Source organism: Pseudonocardia sp. EC080619-01, assembly GCF_001420995.1.
GTDB lineage: Bacteria > Actinomycetota > Actinomycetes > Mycobacteriales > Pseudonocardiaceae > Pseudonocardia.
The window spans coordinates 444746-460485 of the sequence record NZ_CP012185.1 but is presented as its reverse complement, the minus strand read 5'-3'; the positions used below and the strand labels follow the sequence as shown (position 1 = coordinate 460485).

The window sequence follows — 15740 nt, the reverse complement described above, 5'->3', positions numbered from 1 at the left end:
CGGGAGGTGGCGGTGCCCGGATCCGCAACCGCAGGCGCCGGTGGGTCGCTCCCGCTGGGGACTCTGGCCGATGGGACGCCGTTCCACGTCCCCATCGGCGTTGTCAACGTCGACGGCGAGCACGCCCGTTGCCACCTGTGCGGGCATTGGTTCCGCTCGGTCGGGGCCCACCTGCGTTCCCACGGCTGGGACCGTGCGGACTACCGCACGGCCTTCGGCCTCGAACGCGGCCAGTCGCTGGAGGGTCGCGCGACCCAGGAACGCCGGGCTCGTGCCTTCCGCCGGCGGCGTGCGCACGACGCCGCGGTCCGCGCGGGCTGCGAGACCGGCCGCCGGTGGGCGGCCTCCGGCGAGTTGACCCGCGCGGCGGCGGCGTCGGCACGCGGGCGGCGTCAGCCCGAGCAGCGGCGCCGCAAGACACTGCGCTCCCTCGCCTCCGTCCCACCCGGCGCCCGCGAGGCGGCGACCAGCCGGGCCTCGGTGGCCCGGCTGCGTGCCACCGCACAGCGGGTCGCCGACGACGCGGGCTACGGCTCGATCGGCGAGCTGGTGCGGGACCGTGTCGCCGCCGGCGAGAGCCTGGCGTCGCTGAGCCGGACCGCGGGGCTGCACAAGGACTGGTTCCACCGACACCTGCGCACCGTCGACCCGGGTGCCGCCCGCGACGTCGCCGAGCACGTGTCCGGGCCCCGTCCGCCCCGGCACGATCTCGCACTGGCCGCGCGGATCGGCGGGTCCGACGCCGTCGCGGCGTTCCTGCACCGGCGCCATCTCGTCGAGCACCGCTCGGTGCGGGCGATCGCGCAGGAGGTCGGTATGAGCCGGCACGCGATCCAGGCCGCGATGGCCCGGCACGGCGTCCCGCGGACCGCGCACGTCACCCTCCGGCAGCAGGCGAGCGAGCTCGCCGCCGGGGTCGCCACCAGCCACGGGTTCACCGATCTCGACGCCTACCTGCGCGACCGCCGGACGGCCGGCTGGACCTGGCGGCGCATCGCCGAGGAGAGCGGCCGGCCGCAGACCTGGCTGCGCCGCAACGCCGGACGGGACGTGCGATGACCGGGTACGTGTGCAGCAACGACCGGTGCCGCCGCGCCTGGTCACCGGCAGGCGGCCCGCCCCCACCGGCACCGGTCGTCGAACAGCGGCCGGGCGGTGACCGGCACTGGTACCCGTGTCCGTCCTGTCTGGACGACGACGCCGGCGCCGCCCTGCTCGTCCACCGGCTCCGCGAGCGGACCGCACTCGAGCTGTCGAGTCTCCTCGGAGGCTGACCCCCCCTCCGCCACAACCGGTTCAGCGGTGCTCGGGACCCGCGAGCAGACCGGTCCCGGGGACACAGCCGGCGTACTCGAACCACTGCTCGTGCGGTGCCGCCACGACGACCTCGTGGTAGAGGCGCAGCGCGCTCCGCCCACCCTGGTCCCGTACCGCTCGTCCGAACGCCCCGAAGATCGCCAGGTGCGACGGGTGCGACGCCGACCAGCGCTCGAGGTCGGCCATCGTCTGCCACCAGCCGAGGCCGTAGGTGCGCTCGGTGGGTGCTCCGTCCTCGTCGAGGACGGTGAGGTAGCGGTTGCTCAGGCACCCCGCACCGGCGCCGCCGGGCCCGGCGAGGAAGTCCATGCCCTCGCCCAGCAGCGGTTCAATCTCGCCGAGGTAGGTGTCGCGCTCGTCGTCCCGGGTGTCGGACCAGTCCTGGCCCGACCTGATCAGGCAGACGCTGCCGCGGCCGCGGATCCGGACCCGGCCCCCGTCGACCACCGTCTCCGGGGCGAGCGGGTCGTCCATGGCCTCGGTCGACGACGCTGCCATCCGGTCCCGCATGCTGCCCCAGTAGCCGTGCTCGACGACCTCCTCGGACATCTCGCCGGCGACGACCGCCAGCCCCTCGGGCCGGCGCCGGGAACCGAGGATCGTCTCGACCCGCCGCACCGACGGGCGGACCGCCTCGACCCAGCGACCACCGGCGCGGGGCGACAGCCAGGCGTCCCGGTGCGTGTCGAACCACCGCTCGAAGGCGAGCGGGTCCGTCCAGTACGCGGCGGTGACCGTCTCCTCCGGGCTGCCGACGCGCCCGACGGAGATGGCGCGGTCGTAGTGCCGTGGCCCGTCGCCGGCCGCGAGCGCGGCGTCGAGGTCGCCCGTCCCGGCGTCGCCCTGCGCACCGAGGAAGGCGATCACGACGTGCCGGACGTCCGGCGAGGTCCACGCGGCGAAGGACGGGTACGCCGGCCGGTAGCCGTCCGGGGTGGACGCCTCGCGGGTGCGGGGTTCCCGTAGGTGCGACGGGATCGCGGAGCTCTGCGACATCGTGCCTCCGTCGGTCGGTCGACGCCGTCGTCCGGACGGGACGGCCGCCGCCCGGCCCGCGGGCGGCGGCCGACCCGCTCACGGCGCCAGGTAGATCGACTTCAGTGCCTGGTAGGCCGTCAGCCCTTCCGGGCCGAGCTCGCGGCCGAGCCCGGACTGCTTGATCCCGCCGAACGGCGCCGCCGGGTCCGGGAGGTAGGCGTTGATGCCAATCGTGCCGGTCTGCACCCGGGCGGCCACGGACTCGCCACGCTCCGGGTCCGAGGTCCAGACGCTGCCGCCGAGGCCGAAGTCGGACTCGTTGGCGATGCGGACCGCGTCGTCGACGTCGGAGTAGGAGATGACCGACAGGACGGGACCGAAGATCTCCTCCTGGGCGATCGTGTGCCGGTTGTCGACGTCGGCGAACACCGTCGGCTCGACGAACCAGCCGCGGTCGAGGCCGGCCGGACGCCCGCCGCCCGTGGTGATCCGGGCCCCCTCGCCGGTCCCCTTGGCGATGTAGCCCTCGATCCTGCTGCGCTGCCGCTCCGAGGCGACCGGACCGACCTGGGTCCGCTCGTCGAGCGCGTCGCCGACCTGCAGGCTCTTCGCGAACCCGGTGAGGGTGTCGACGACCTCGGCGTAGCGCGACGCGGGCGCGAGCACCCGGGTCCCGAGGTAGCAGGTCTGGCCGTTGTTGAGCAGGGTCGCCCCGAACAGGCTCTCCAGGTTCGACGCGAGGTCGGCGTCGTCGAGCACGATCGCGGCCGACTTACCGCCCAGCTCCAGGGTCACCGGGCGCAGCAGCCGCGCACAGGTCTCGGCGACGGTCCGGCCGGCCGCCGTCGACCCGGTGAAGGCGACCTTGTCGACCTGCGGGTGCTCGATCAGGTACTGCCCGGTGTCCCGGCCGCCCTGCACGATGTTGACCACGCCCGCGGGCAGGCCGGCCGCAGCCGCCGCCTCGGCGAACAGCTGGGCGTCGAGGACGGTCTCCGGGCTGGGCTTGAGCACGATCGCGCAGCCCATGGCGAGCGCGGGCCCGAGCTTGAACGCGGCCAGGGTCTGCGGGTAGTTCCACGGCACGATCCCGGCGACGACGCCGATCGGCCTGCGGGTGACCCTGATCCGCCCGCCCATGAGCCCGTCGCGGACCTCGTCGAGCTCGGTGGCCCGGATCAGTCCGGCGTAGTACCGCAGCAGCACCTGCGGGAACACGCCCTCCAACTGGGTGGCGACCGAGATCGGCATGCCGTTCTGCGACGACACCCTGCGGGCCATCTCCGGGGCACGCGCGTCGAGCTCGTCGGCGAGGCGTTCCATCACCGTGGCCCGGTCGGCAGGCGACCAGGTCGCCCAGCCGGTGGGGTCGTCGAACGCGGCCCGGGCCGCGGCGACCGCGGCGTCGACGTCGCGGTCCACGGCCTCCGGCACCCGGCCGATCAGCTCCTCGGTGCTGGCCGAGACGACCTCGATGGTGCGCGACGACGACGGGGCGACCCACTCCCCGCCGATGAACAGGGACTCGTAGACGGTGCTCACGGCGACTCCTTTGTCGGGTGCGATGCACGACAGACGAGCGACGCCTGTGCGCGTTCTTGTCGACAATATAGCCGCATGTGCGGAGTTCTGAAGGTCTGCCCGGCCTACGTGCCGACGAACGCTTTCGCGCTCCCCGGCGCGGAGCTCATCGTCTGGTCCGCTCGAATGGGGTAGCGGAGCCGAAACAGACCATCATCACGCCGCGGTCCGGCCCAGCACGCCGCGAAATCGCGCCATGGACGTCAGGAGCACGCCACGACGCAGGACCGTGATCGGATCGGGCCACGTGTTCCTCGGAGTGGTCGGTACAGCAGCGCTCCGGTGGTTGTCCAGCACGTCCTCGCAAGCACCTGCGGCTGCTGCCCGTTCGGGCCGAGCAGTCCAGTGAGGCTGCCAGCCTTCCCGGGAGAGACGGTGTTGACGCGCGTCACGGACGGGGCGACCTCGCCGGACAGGCCCTACCGTAGGTCTGCAGTCCGCCTTCGCGGCATGTCCCAGGGTCGCATCGAAAGAACGGCATGGAGCACCACCGGATAGAGGTCGCCGGCACGATCGCGCCTGCGCCGCGTCGGATCATCCCGGGCAGCAGTCCACGATCGAGCCGGACCGCACTCAACAGATCGAGGTTCAAATCCTCAAGGCCGGTGGTCGTCGGCCAAGGCAGTGAGCCGTCCTGGAAAACATCGTCGGCAAGTGAGCCGATCCGATCGAGGCCGCATCCCCAGGGCCACCCTAGGAGCGAACGAGAGTTCCTCTACGGCTGGCGTTTCCGCGTACTGCAGGACCTTTGGGCCCGCGCTCGGAGGTCCTCTGCCCGCGCGGCCTCCACGCCCGCGACGGATGCAGCCGGCGTTCCAGGGACGTCCTCGATCTCCGCGCGCGGGCCTCACCGCATCGCCTCGCTGTCCCGACTTGGCGTTCGTGGCCGAGCTATGGTGAGCCGACCGCCTACGATGACCGGGTGCCCGATCCCGCATCCGCACTGCCGGCACTGCCTGGGCGCCCCCGCGATCCCGAGGCGACCGCACGGGTCCAGGCCGCAGCTCTGGAACTGTTCGCCGAAACCGGCTGGAACGGACTGACGATCGAGGCCGTCGCCCGCCAAGCCGGGGTCGGCAAGCCCACCGTCTACCGGCGGTGGAGCGACAAGGGCGCACTGATGGCCGACGCGTTGCGCCAGCTGCGCCGAAGCAACGCCGTCGACACCGGCTCGTTCGCCGGCGACCTGGACCTCTTCGCCCATCAGCTCATGGCCGAGTACCGCGGCCCCTACGGCGGCGCCCTCGTCCGCTTCGCCATCGAGGCCAAGTTCACCGACGAGGCGGGCCAGGACTACGCGTTGATGGTGCGTGACCGCATCGAGGAGACCACGTCCATCGTCCGACGCGCGATCGACCGTGGCGAGGTCTCCGCGGGCACCAAGGCTCGCCTGGTCATCTCGATGCTGCACGGAGCGATCATGGACTTCATCCTGTTCGACGACCGGCCCGATTCGCAGGAGACGTCGCAGCGCGTCGAGGGGTTCCTGTGCAAGCTGGTGGACGCGGTCCTGCACGGGGTCGCCACCCATCGGTGACACCCCCGGACATCGGTCAGAACCCCTGGCCCGCAGCCCTCTCCGGATCGATCTTTACGCGCACCGACGCCCAGGATAGTTTCGTTCCAGGACCGTTACGTAATCAGCGGGCGGGGTGGTGTCACCCGAGGCTCTCGTGGCGTTTGCCCAGGACTCGGAATCCCGTCTCATCGAGGGAGCAGACATGAACCCACCGGCGGTCACGCCGAGCACCGCCGAGGACCTGTCGGATCTGGCGGCGGCGGTCGGCGACTTCTGCACCGACCGCCTGGGCCCGCCGACACGGCTGCGCCCGGCTCCATCCGTGACTCATCGGAAGCCCGCGATGCTTGGCGCCGGGCCGGAGCGGAGGTCGGGATCGCGGGGCTACTCGTCCCCGAGTCCCTAGGAGGTTCGGGCGCGAGTCTCGTCGAGGCCGCCCGCGTCTCGGAGGTCCTCACTGCCAAACTCGCCACCCTGCCCTACCTCGGGACCGCGGTGATGGCTCCCTCGTTGCTCACGGCCGTCGACGCCCCACAGGCACACGGCCTGCTCGAGTCGATCGCCGACGGCACCCGCATCGCGACTGTGGGGTGGGCGGGGGCCGACCTGTCGCGCCCTCGACCGGACCGATGTCGCGGCGACGGACCCGGTACGCGGGTCTCCGGCACCTTCGACCATGTCGTCGACGCCGACCTCGCCGACATGCTGCTACTCGTCGATGACGGTGGGCAACGGATCGTGATGGTCCGGGCCGAAGACGTGGCGGTGCACGCCCACCGCACGTTCGACCTGATGCGGCCGCTGAGCACGGTCACCGCACATAACGCGGCGGGACTCCTCCTCGCCTCGGGGAGCGAGGCCCGCGCGGCCACCGAGGCAATGGTGGCAGCGGCGCGGCTCACCATCGCCTCCGAGTCAGCCGGCGGGGCCGAGGCGGCACTGACCGCGGCCGCGGAGTACGCCCGCGGTCGCATCCAGTTCGGCCGTCCCATCGGCGGCTTCCAGGCGATAAAGCACATGCTGGCAGACGCCTACGTTGCCTCGGAATCGGCTCTCTCGGTCGCCCGGGCCGCGGTGCGCAGCCACGTGCTCGCCGAACCGGACGCGGCCGAGCTCGTCGCCCTGGCCTGCTTCTACTGTCCCGAGTCCTTCGCCGCTGTTGCCGCCACGAACATCCAGGTACATGGCGGGCTGGGTTTCACCGCCGAGTGCCCGGCGCATCTGTTGAGGCGCCGGGCCGAGGCCGACCGCCAGCTTCTCGGTGAACCCGACACCCATCGCCGGGAGTACCTGGCGATCCTGGCCGGCGAGGAAGCCGACACATGAGCGTGCTCGACGAGGTCCGTGCCTTCCTGGCCGATCACCCCGCGAACGACGGCGACGACGCTGCTTTCCGCGAGGCGGCGACTGACGCGGGCTGGCTGGCGCCGACCTGGAGCAGGTCCTGGTACGGCCGCGAGCTGGACTCCCATGACGCCGCCGTGGTGGGTGAGGAGTTCACTCGCGCCGGCCGCAGCGGGCGGGCCGACCAGCGTCATCTGCATGCCCGGATCGTCTACTCGATGAGCACCGACGAGCTCAAGCAGACCTACCTGCGGGGCCTGCTGACCGGTGAGATGTCCGGGTGCCTGCTCTACAGCGAACCCGACGCCGGTTCGGATCTGGGCAGCTTGCGTACTCGCGCGGTCCGCGACGGGAGCTCGTGGCGTGTCGACGGGCAGAAGGTGTGGACCTCGGACGCAGGCCGGGCCGACTACGGGCTACTCGCCGCACGGACCAACGCCGACGTTCCCAAACACGAGGGCATCACCTTCTTCGTGCTACCGATGGGCCAGGACGGGGTCCGGGTCGAACCGATCGTGCAGATCACCGGCGACCGGCACTTCAACGAAGTCTTCCTGACCGGTGCAGTCGTCCCCGACAGTTTTCGGCTCAGTGATGTCGACGCCGGGTGGCCTGTGCTGATGGGTGCGCTCGGCATGGAGCGGTCGGTGATGGGCGACCGCGGACTTGGGTCGCGCGCCGCCGACCCGGAGTACGTCGGTACCGACGACGACCTGCTCGCCCTCGCTCAGCGGAACGGGAGATCGTCGGACCCGGCAACGCGCACCCAGCTCGCCGGCATCTACGCCGCGCGGGCCGCTGCCCGGCTGAACTCGGCACGCTACGCCGACGAGGGCCGGTCGAGGGATCCCGCAGCGATGTCGATGAGCAAGCTGGCCATGTCGGAGCTGCTGCACCGCACAGCGGCCCTGCGCCGCGAGGTGATCGGCGCGGCCTCGCTGCTCGACGAGCCGGGCGGGGACGGCGCGCGCGTCAACTTCTTCACCCTCGATGCCTACTTCACCTCGATCGGCGGCGGGACTGACCAGATCCAGCGCAACATCATCGCTGAACGACTCCTCGGTATGCCCAAGGAGGACGACCCGTCGAGGTCCATACCGTTCTCCCAGGTCCGCCGGTGACCAGACCAGTCATCGGCGCGCGTGAAGTACCGGTTTCGTCTCTACTCGACGGGGCCGTGTCCACGCGCTTCGCACGGTTCGTGTCCGCACCCGCGGCTCCGCGGCCGCATCCTGGTCTCGACACGTGCCGGGCTCGTGTGCGTCGGCCTTATCTGAGCACCGGCGAAGGGGCAGGGACCTGTGTCGTCCCTCGTGAACTGGAGCCGCACCATCGACGGTGGTCTCGATCCCCGAACCCCCGTGCTTGTGCTTGTCGGGGTCGGTCAGACCTCGGTGGCTCGTGGGGTGGCGCGTTGTCAGGTGCGGGAGCTGACGCTGATGGTGGTGCCGATCAACTTCCAGCGTCGCAACCTGCTCGCCGGGGTGACCTCCGCTTCGGCGGTGGAGCACTCGGCCAGCCTCGACAGATCGTTGGTGGATCTGCGCCGGGTGTGGTCGGGGCGGACCGAGCACGGCACCGACTGGCACCCGTCGCTCATCGGCGGTCACACGCTGGCCGCCGGGGCCACGGGGATGGGCGAGGCTCGCTGATGTGGGCGCCGCTGCTGTCGATCGCTCCGGCGATCCGGGGCGGCCTGGTGCGGGTGGCGCGGCCTGTCCGTGCCGCTCGCCCAACCGGCCCCCAACGCCGTCTCCCCGGCTGATCCTCGACGTTCGGGTCCTGTTCGGTGGGTCGGGGCGGCGAGCGGACGACTCCTCCGGCGAGGTGCACGACGGGGTCTGATCAGCACTTTGCACGCTGCCCGCGATGGTCGCGCAGGTGTGGCTGGGCCCCGGCTGTCACCGCCGTGGCCGGAGATCGGCCACAGAACAGTGGCCCCGGACCGGCGGTCCGGGGCCACTGTGTCGCGTGAACTGTGATCAGTCGACGCTGTCGCCGGCGCCGCCGGCCTGGGCGCAGTTGTCGGACTGGTCGGTGACCGAGTCGCCCGACTTGGCCTTGCCCTCACCGAGGATGCCCAGGGCGCCGGTGAGGCCGTTGCCCGCGGCGGCGTCCTCGACCGGGACCTGCACGCCCAGCACGTTGACCGGGACGTTGTTGTTGCAGGCCTGGACCGGCACGTCGACGTTGTTGCCGTTGAGCCCGGCGACCAGGCCCTCGGCGCTCTTGTCGATGCCGTCCCCGTGGCCGTGGTCGCCCTCCGATGCGAACGCCATCGGACTGACCGCCAGCAGCGACGCCGCGGATGCGGCGACGATCATTCCAGCCTTCTTCAGCACAGCAGATCTCCTGTTATGTCCCGGCCACACCCATGCAGCAATGACCGCCACTGTCGGCACATCGAACGGGTGGGAGCCCATGCCGACTACCCCATATCTTTCACCTGCCACGGACATCAATTCAATCTTTGCAATCCCATCGAGGGAACACATCACCCAGAGTTCCGATATTCCTCCGATACGGCCAATTTTCACGCCTCGCGATCCCGCCGCCGACAGCGCAGGGTCGCGCGTGCGCGTCGACCTGCATCCAGCAGGGGTACGCCGTCGGAGACCAGCCGGGAATTACTGTCGGTGAGCCAGTCGGATCGCCATGTCGGCAGCCAACAGACGGTCGTCGGGCCGGGTGAACGTCGCGGCGCGCAGCGCTTCGCGCAGAAAGCTCGGCACGGTCTCCGGAACGCGAGGCATCCGGTGCAGCCGAGCCACAGCCGACTCGATCGGCGTCCCCGGATACTCCCGCTCACCGGTGAGCGCTTCGATCAGCAGCAATCCGAGGGCGTAGACGTCGACGGCCGGGCTGACGGAGTCTCCGCTGGCCTGTTCGGGTGCGAGGTAGGCAGCTGTACCGAGGACGGCGCCGGTCTGGGTCAGCGAGGCGTAGCCCATCACGCGGGCGATGCCGAAATCGGTCAATCGCGCCTTACGAGTGCGTCGGCAGAGCATGATGTTGGAGGGCTTGACGTCGCGGTGCACGACTCCCCGGGCGTGAATGTGGGCAAGCCCGGTGGCGACGTCGGCGCCGAGCCGACACACCTCGTCGACGCTCAGCCGACCACGCGAGAACCGCTCGGCGAGGGTCTCGCCCTCGACCAGCTCCGAGACGAGGTAGGGACGGCCGCGGTCGACTCCGCCGCCGTGCAGCCGCACCAGTGACGGGTGGTGCAGATGGGACATCGCCCGCAGCTCCCGGCGCTGACGGTTCAAGCCAGTCACGTCGCAGCCGTTCACGAACAGCTTGACCGCTACCGACTGGTCTTGCTCGGGGTCCCACGCCCGGTAGACCGTCGCGGTGGAACCGATCCCGACGTGCGTCGCAAGAATGTAGCGTCCCGCGATCACATCGGTCTCGGGGACCGGTGAACGCAATGCCGTCATGGACCGACGGTTTCAGCAACCGCTGCGTCCCTGTCCAGAGCAGCAGGCGTACTTCACTCCTCCGAGAGCCACGGTGCCCTCCAACGAGACCGCCTTCCCCTCCCGCGCGCCCAGATAGTCTGCGCCACACGGCCTTGCGTATGCCGCCACATGGACGCATTCTCGGTACCCCAGTCCAGGGAGGCTCCATGCCGCATCCGCGCCCGCCCGCGCTCGACACCCCTTCGCTTGTGGACGGGCTTCCCGTTCTCGGGCCCGGCCGACACCAACGGCCCGAACACGGCGCGTGTGTCATGGAGTACGTCTCCGTGCTGACCGGTGGGCCGTTCACCGACCATCCATCGTGCACGCACTGGGCCCTCGCCGCACTGGCCCGCATCATCAACGACCGGGTCGACGACGACACCCGCGCCGCGCTGGCCCGCCGGGCGCCCGCGCTGGCCCGATACGGCCCCTCCACGCCCGCCGTGGCGGAGATCGTGATCGCCTCCGCGACCCACGCGATGCTGCGCTATCACCGCGACCACCGCACCTACAGTGATTCCCGGTCCCGGCTGCTGTGGACGTGGACGCTGCACCTGGCCCACAGGACCGCCGCAGTTCGCACGCGAGCCCGCGACGTGGCGCCACACCAATCGTTCTGCCAGGTCCTCACCTTGTTGCACCGGTTCGCACACAGCACCGACAGCGTGCGGCGCGGCGACACAGACCGCTACCTGCTCGCCGTGCTCGACGACACTCTCGGTGCGCTCGCCGGCAGAGCCGGGGCGCCTGACCCTCGACCGCGCAACATGCGACCAGCTCCCGGGCGGATCCGGCATATGCATAGGCACATGCGCGAACAGAATCTAGGCGTCACTATGCGGTCAGACACGGTGAGCCAACAAGGCGCACCACCTGCCCCACAGCATCGTTCATGCTGATGTGGAGTCGAACTCGGACAAGCATGATCAGGCCCGCACCGACCCGCCGCAGCTGATCGAGCCCGATCTCGGGCGAGGGAATCGACGCCTCCGTAGCGGCGCCAGCAGGCATCCGTCCGACCGACCTGTAACATTCTCCGGCCGCGCGACAGCGCTTGTCCTCGGCTGCTCGATGGCGCTGATACTGCTTGTCAGCGTGTGGGTGTGGATCTGAAGGCCCGGACTGGCCGCCTCGCACGCCGGTCCAGCCGGTGAGGCGAGGCCGACCAGGATCAGACGACCGGTGTCGAGGGCCCGCGAGCGACCGACCCGGCGCTCTCCTCAGCCTGTCGACACAAGCGGCGCAGCCGCCCGGCGACAGCGTCCTTGCTCAGTGGTGGCTCGGAAAGACGCCCCAGCTCGGACAACGACAGTGTCGGGAACTCCACGCGCATCCGGCCGATCGTCTGCAGGTGTTCCGGGGCATGATCACCGAGCACCTTCAGGGCCCACCGGGTCCGCGCCGCGGTCGCCTCGGCCGCTACTGTCGCTCGCTGCGCGTTGACGGATTGGAACGCCGGATTCACCGCCGGCGCCGGATTCGCCGCCACGACTGCCTCACGGACGGTATCGGCCACCGACGGGACTCCGATCGCGCGCAGGAGGGTGTCCACGCCCGTGGGTTGGCTGAGCACCGTGCGGTGACCGACGGAAGTGTCCTGCGCGACAGCAGTCACACCAAACGACCGTGCGGCACCGACCAGGGCCAGCGCCACCGGCGCTGTCGGGCAGGTGACATGGAGCCGGGGCAGCCCCTGCGATCCCACGACCCGCCCGCGGGCGAGCAGCGCGCCACGCCATATCCCCGAGGCGACAGCCGGTCCGCCGGCAATCACCGACGGCGGCAGTCCCACCACGGCGACTCCCCGCCGATCGATCAGACCCAGCACACGAGCCAGGTCACCGCCCGGCGCCGTCACCCGTACCAGGTAGCGCAACGAACATCCACTCGTCGTGATGATCTCCGAATCGACCGGCCGACGGTAGATCTCGGCGATCTGGCGACGCAGCTGGAAGGCCGCCTCCGGGTCGCGGAGCTCGACCCGCACGACGGTGTGGGTCCTGTCGATGCAGACCTCACCTGCAAGCCGCACCATCGTCGCGACCGCAGCGTGTCTGAGGGCCGGACGCTCCTCGCAGACACCGGCCAGCCCGCGATGCAGTTCTGCGGTCATGCGCTCGGAATCGAACACCTCTGCCCCCTTCTCACGACAGCGGACCAGCGACGAAACCGGCCAGGTGAGGCCATATCCCCCGACATGGCCCCACCCACCCGGGCGTGATGGTGCGGCCCCCAACTGCCCCGCACCATCGTGGTCATCACGTGGCCACCCATCGCCCACTCGGACTCACCCGAGCCGTCCCCGAGCCCAGCCTCAGGGCTGGTCGGTCCTCGTTCGCCCCCTCGTTCAGGCCTCGCCCGGTGCGCCCGCAGTGGCATGGAGCCGACACTGCGGGTCGATACACGGGTCCTGGTCGGCCCCGGCACGGTAGGCGGCGTTGGCCAGCACCGAACACACGCAACCCTGCGCCTTGGCCTCCGGCCCACCGGGCGCTGGACCGGGCCGACCCTGCGCCGGCCGACCACCGGCCCCCACCTGGTTCGTCGTCGCGGTCATGTTCCCCCTCTCGGCACAGACACCGGTCCCGATGGTCCATCAGAAAACCCAGCGCATGCACAGAACGTGACAAATGCCGAAGATCGACACCGCTACGACTACACAGCGTACGCCATACCGGCGGTAACACCTAGACCCACCTCGCCGCAGACGCCCACATGCGTGTCAAGGGCCTACCGCTCGGCCCAACTCGGCGCCAGGCAGTCACCCGGGCAACTTCTTCGCCCCCTGAGTTCACGGTGCTAGCGTGCAAAGTCCTGAACCCCGGGCTCACCCGGGCGGCACAGACACCGCTCCGCGACCGTGAGGATGCCCCATGGCGAGCCAGTCCGACACCGCCCCGGACGCGCTGGGGGAACCGGCGGTCGTGCACCAGGCCACCGGCATGATCTCGGCACACTTGCATATCCGCTGTAGCGAGGCACTGCTGAAGCTGCGCGGCTACGCCGCTGCCACCGACTCGGACCTGACCGCCACCGCACAGGCGGTCGTCGGCCGCCACCTTCACCCGGGGCGGCTCCGCCTCGTCCTCGGCGCCGCTGGATCCTGAGCCGGCATCTGCGGTGACCACAGCGCCGTGCACACGCGACGGGAGGGCACCGTGGCAGAGTCCGACTCGTCACCTCGCCGCGCACGGGACCGACGCACAGGCAGGCCGCCCCACACCAGCAGGGCCGCCCTGGTGGCCGCCGGATGGGCAGTGGGCATCGACCGACTCTCCATCGGAGATGTCACCGCCGTAGTCGGCATCAAGTACTCGACGTTCTACCGGTACTTTCCCCACCGCGACGCGCTGCTGACCGCGATGATCGAGCAGGCCTTCGTCCCCGAAATCATTGCGGGACCCGGGGCTACCGACCCGGGGGACCCGGATGCTGTGGCCGCGCTCGAGCGCGTTGCCCGACACCTGAATGCGGTTCTCGATCGCCACCCCGGGCTGGCGTCCACCCTGGTCACGATGTCGTGGCCGTCCGCCCCGATCGCCACGCTGCGCGACGGCCTCGTCGAGCGGCTGGGCGCGGCTGGAGTTGCCGAGCACACGGCAGCCGCAGCCGCCGACCTTCTGATCTCTAGCATCGTGTTCACCCATCACACGAGCACGTCGAGCACCGCACCACGAGAAAGCGTCTCGGACCTCACCCGGGAGCAGGTCGCTCTGATCACCACCGCGCTGGGCCACCAGCCATAGTCCGGCCCGGGAACAATCGGGCCGGGCACTGTCTCCGCCGCGCGCGAAGGCCGTTGCGTGTCCCTCGCCTCAAGATCGACTGGGCGACCTGCCAAGGCGTGGGCTGGACGGTCCGGGCGAGAGCCGCCAGACGACACCAAGTCACCTCTTGCGTGCCCGGGCCGCGAATCGCGTCCGCGAGCCGAGGTCAGCCAACGCCCCGCATCAGCGTCACCCCGAATCACCTTCGACCGGTGCCGGCCCCGCCACTGCTCCGAGCCACATCCAGACCGCGGTTCGCTACCGCGCCGCATCGGGCTCCTGTAGCTCCTCACCGCCCGCACCAGAGTCCGCTACAGCGACCGTAGGGCAGGTTGTTGTGGCCCCAGCGCGACACAGGCCGGAGCTCAACGACGTCTCGATGCACAGGCCCGGTTCGAGACTTCCCCGCAGAGCCTGACCCGAACGAAATCGACATGGCCACCGGCCGCCGCGTCCACTCAGCCTGCACGTTCGCTGCAGGATTCGCGACATGCGACGTCCACGCCGTGGCCGACTGCATCAGCGACGATCTCGCCTGGGAGCTCAACGGCCGGGAGGCCACATTCGACCACGCGGCGTTCGAGACCGTGCGCGAAGGCCACTCCCCCTAGCTGTACTGACCGGAGACGTTGGTCGAGTTCGTGTGATGAGACGACCTGACTGGTCTTGAACGGGGAGGACCTCCCGTGGTTGGTGTGGAGCTGTCTGACGGCATCCATCCCCGACCACCGGAGGTCCTCGTGGTCCACGCTAATGCCCCACTCACAGAACGGGGCCGATTGCGCCTGGCGCGCCTGATAGTCGAGGGCGGCGTGTCGGTCGCTCAGGCCGCTGCACGGTTCCAGGTCTCGTGGCCGACCGCGAAACGCTGGGCCGACCGTTACCGCCTCGACGGAGCGGCGGGTATGGCCGATCGGTCCAGCCGACCGCACCACTGCCCGCGGGCGACGCCGGCACCGGTCGTGCGCCGGATCGTGCACCTGCGCTGGAAGAAACGTCTGGGCCCGGTCCAGATCGCCGACCGCGTCGGAGCCGCCCCATCGACGGTGCACCGGGTGCTGGTGCGGTGTCGGATCAATCGCCTCGCTCATGTCGACCGGGCGACCGGGGAGCCGGTGCGCCGCTATGAGCACCCTGCACCCGGGGACCTGCTGCATGTGGATGTGAAGAAGTTGGGCAACATCCCCGACGGCGGTGGCTGGCGCTATGTCGGGCGCGCCCAGGGCGATCTGAACCGGGCGGCGACACCGGGCAAACCCCGCAACCGCCATCACAACCCGAGAATGGGCACGGCGTTCGTGCACACCGTCCTCGACGATCACTCCCGTCTGGCCTACGCCGAGATCCACGACGACGAGACCGCCGCCACCGCGATCGCCGTGCTGGGTCGCGCCGTCGACTGGTTCGCTGCCCGTGGTGTCACCGTCTGCCGGGTCCTGTCGGACAACGGATCGGCCTACCGCTCCCACGCCTGGCGCGACACCTGCCACGAGCTGGGGATCACCCCGAAACGCACCCGGCCCTACCGCCCTCAGACCAACGGCAAGATCGAACGGTTCCACCGCACCCTGGCCGACGGGTGGGCTTTCGCCCGGCTCTACACCGGCGAGTCGCAACGGCGGAAAGCGCTACCCGGCTGGCTGCACGAGTACAACCATCACCGACCCCACACCGCTATCGGCGGTCTCCCACCGATCCGCAGGTTGACCAACCTGTCCGGTCAGTACACCTAGCACCGTCGAGATCGCGATCGAGCAGCTGATCGAAGAC

General features: G+C 70.4%; 16 protein-coding genes. 11 read left to right on the top strand and 5 right to left on the bottom strand.

Annotated features, from left to right (window positions below):
* Positions 1 to 12: 12 nt before the first annotated feature.
* Together AD017_RS30300 and AD017_RS30295 are read left to right on the top strand one after the other, a co-directional pair.
* Positions 13 to 1059 (top strand): hypothetical protein, encoded by a 1047-nt coding sequence (locus AD017_RS30300; protein ID WP_060577124.1) that lies wholly within the window; start codon positions 13 to 15, stop codon positions 1057 to 1059.
* Positions 1056 to 1274 (top strand): hypothetical protein, encoded by a 219-nt coding sequence (locus AD017_RS30295; RefSeq protein WP_060577123.1) that lies wholly within the window; start codon positions 1056 to 1058, stop codon positions 1272 to 1274. The genes AD017_RS30300 and AD017_RS30295 overlap by 4 nt, the downstream gene beginning before the upstream one ends.
* 22 nt (positions 1275 to 1296) lie before the next feature.
* Here AD017_RS30295 and AD017_RS30290 read toward each other — a convergent pair whose 3' ends face one another.
* Both AD017_RS30290 and AD017_RS30285 read right to left on the bottom strand, forming a co-directional pair.
* On the bottom strand, positions 1297 to 2313 hold the full coding sequence (locus AD017_RS30290) for a phenylacetaldoxime dehydratase family protein (protein ID WP_060577122.1): 1017 nt from the start codon (positions 2311 to 2313) through the stop codon (positions 1297 to 1299).
* Between the two features lie 78 nt (positions 2314 to 2391).
* Positions 2392 to 3837 carry an aldehyde dehydrogenase gene (locus tag AD017_RS30285; protein WP_060577121.1) on the bottom strand — a complete coding sequence of 482 codons (1446 nt, stop codon included), beginning with the start codon at positions 3835 to 3837 and terminating at the stop codon, positions 2392 to 2394.
* A 961-nt stretch (positions 3838 to 4798) separates the two neighbouring features.
* Here AD017_RS30285 and AD017_RS30280 point away from each other — a divergent pair.
* The 4 genes from AD017_RS30280 (at position 4799) to AD017_RS30265 (ending at position 8391) form a co-directional block, all read left to right on the top strand.
* Positions 4799 to 5413 (top strand): TetR/AcrR family transcriptional regulator, encoded by a 615-nt coding sequence (locus AD017_RS30280; protein ID WP_060577120.1) that lies wholly within the window; start codon positions 4799 to 4801, stop codon positions 5411 to 5413.
* Between the two features lie 75 nt (positions 5414 to 5488).
* Positions 5489 to 6721, top strand: a complete 1233-nt coding sequence (locus tag AD017_RS30275) for an acyl-CoA dehydrogenase family protein (protein ID WP_369822010.1) — start codon at positions 5489 to 5491, stop codon at positions 6719 to 6721.
* Complete coding sequence (locus AD017_RS30270) at positions 6718 to 7860, top strand: acyl-CoA dehydrogenase family protein (protein WP_060577118.1); 1143 nt, start codon at positions 6718 to 6720, stop codon at positions 7858 to 7860. Before AD017_RS30275 ends, AD017_RS30270 begins: the two co-directional genes overlap by 4 nt.
* A 192-nt stretch (positions 7861 to 8052) precedes the next feature.
* On the top strand, positions 8053 to 8391 hold the full coding sequence (locus AD017_RS30265) for a hypothetical protein (protein ID WP_145984193.1): 339 nt from the start codon (positions 8053 to 8055) through the stop codon (positions 8389 to 8391).
* 330 nt (positions 8392 to 8721) lie between these two features.
* Here the strand turns inward: AD017_RS30265 and AD017_RS30260 are convergent, their stop codons facing one another.
* Together AD017_RS30260 and AD017_RS30255 are read right to left on the bottom strand one after the other, a co-directional pair.
* Entirely contained in the window at positions 8722 to 9081 is a 360-nt protein-coding gene (locus tag AD017_RS30260; RefSeq protein ID WP_227013384.1) for a hypothetical protein, read from the bottom strand.
* Between the two features lie 285 nt (positions 9082 to 9366).
* Positions 9367 to 10179: a serine/threonine-protein kinase gene (locus AD017_RS30255; RefSeq protein WP_082538500.1), complete on the bottom strand. Its 813-nt coding sequence runs from the start codon at positions 10177 to 10179 to the stop codon at positions 9367 to 9369.
* 293 nt (positions 10180 to 10472) lie between these two features.
* On the opposite strand from AD017_RS30255, the gene AD017_RS30250 reads away from it, so the two are divergent.
* Entirely contained in the window at positions 10473 to 11102 is a 630-nt protein-coding gene (locus AD017_RS30250; RefSeq protein WP_060577114.1) for a hypothetical protein, read from the top strand.
* Positions 11103 to 11374: 272 nt separating this feature from the next.
* Here AD017_RS30250 and whiA read toward each other — a convergent pair whose 3' ends face one another.
* Positions 11375 to 12334: a DNA-binding protein WhiA gene (whiA, locus tag AD017_RS30245; RefSeq protein ID WP_060577113.1), complete on the bottom strand. Its 960-nt coding sequence runs from the start codon at positions 12332 to 12334 to the stop codon at positions 11375 to 11377.
* Between the two features lie 742 nt (positions 12335 to 13076).
* On the opposite strand from whiA, the gene AD017_RS30240 reads away from it, so the two are divergent.
* The 4 genes from AD017_RS30240 (at position 13077) to AD017_RS30230 (ending at position 15703) form a co-directional block, all read left to right on the top strand.
* The gene (locus AD017_RS30240) at positions 13077 to 13310 is read left to right on the top strand and encodes a hypothetical protein (RefSeq protein WP_060577112.1); all 234 of its coding nucleotides are present in this window, start codon (positions 13077 to 13079) and stop codon (positions 13308 to 13310) included.
* A 150-nt stretch (positions 13311 to 13460) separates the two neighbouring features.
* Positions 13461 to 13949, top strand: coding sequence for a TetR/AcrR family transcriptional regulator (locus AD017_RS30235; RefSeq protein ID WP_060577111.1), 489 nt, complete (start codon positions 13461 to 13463; stop codon positions 13947 to 13949).
* 455 nt (positions 13950 to 14404) lie between these two features.
* A complete protein-coding gene (locus AD017_RS35620) occupies positions 14405 to 14581 on the top strand; it encodes a hypothetical protein (protein WP_168172347.1) in 177 nt (58 codons plus the stop codon).
* A 129-nt stretch (positions 14582 to 14710) separates the two neighbouring features.
* The gene (locus tag AD017_RS30230) at positions 14711 to 15703 is read left to right on the top strand and encodes an IS481 family transposase (RefSeq protein WP_060577462.1); all 993 of its coding nucleotides are present in this window, start codon (positions 14711 to 14713) and stop codon (positions 15701 to 15703) included.
* Positions 15704 to 15740: the final 37 nt, after the last annotated feature.

Excerpts from the sequence above, each read along its gene's own strand:
- AD017_RS30250 (WP_060577114.1), top strand. The coding sequence starts at position 10,473 with ATGGAGTACGTCTCCGTGCTGACCGGTGGGCCGTTCACCGACCATCCA.
- AD017_RS30255 (WP_082538500.1), bottom strand. The coding sequence starts at position 10,179 with ATGACGGCATTGCGTTCACCGGTCCCCGAGACCGATGTGATCGCGGGA.
- AD017_RS35620 (WP_168172347.1), top strand. The coding sequence starts at position 14,405 with ATGGCCACCGGCCGCCGCGTCCACTCAGCCTGCACGTTCGCTGCAGGA.
- AD017_RS30295 (WP_060577123.1), top strand. The coding sequence starts at position 1,056 with ATGACCGGGTACGTGTGCAGCAACGACCGGTGCCGCCGCGCCTGGTCA.
- AD017_RS30270 (WP_060577118.1), top strand. The coding sequence starts at position 6,718 with ATGAGCGTGCTCGACGAGGTCCGTGCCTTCCTGGCCGATCACCCCGCG.
- AD017_RS30290 (WP_060577122.1), bottom strand. The coding sequence starts at position 2,313 with ATGTCGCAGAGCTCCGCGATCCCGTCGCACCTACGGGAACCCCGCACC.
- AD017_RS30240 (WP_060577112.1), top strand. The coding sequence starts at position 13,077 with ATGGCGAGCCAGTCCGACACCGCCCCGGACGCGCTGGGGGAACCGGCG.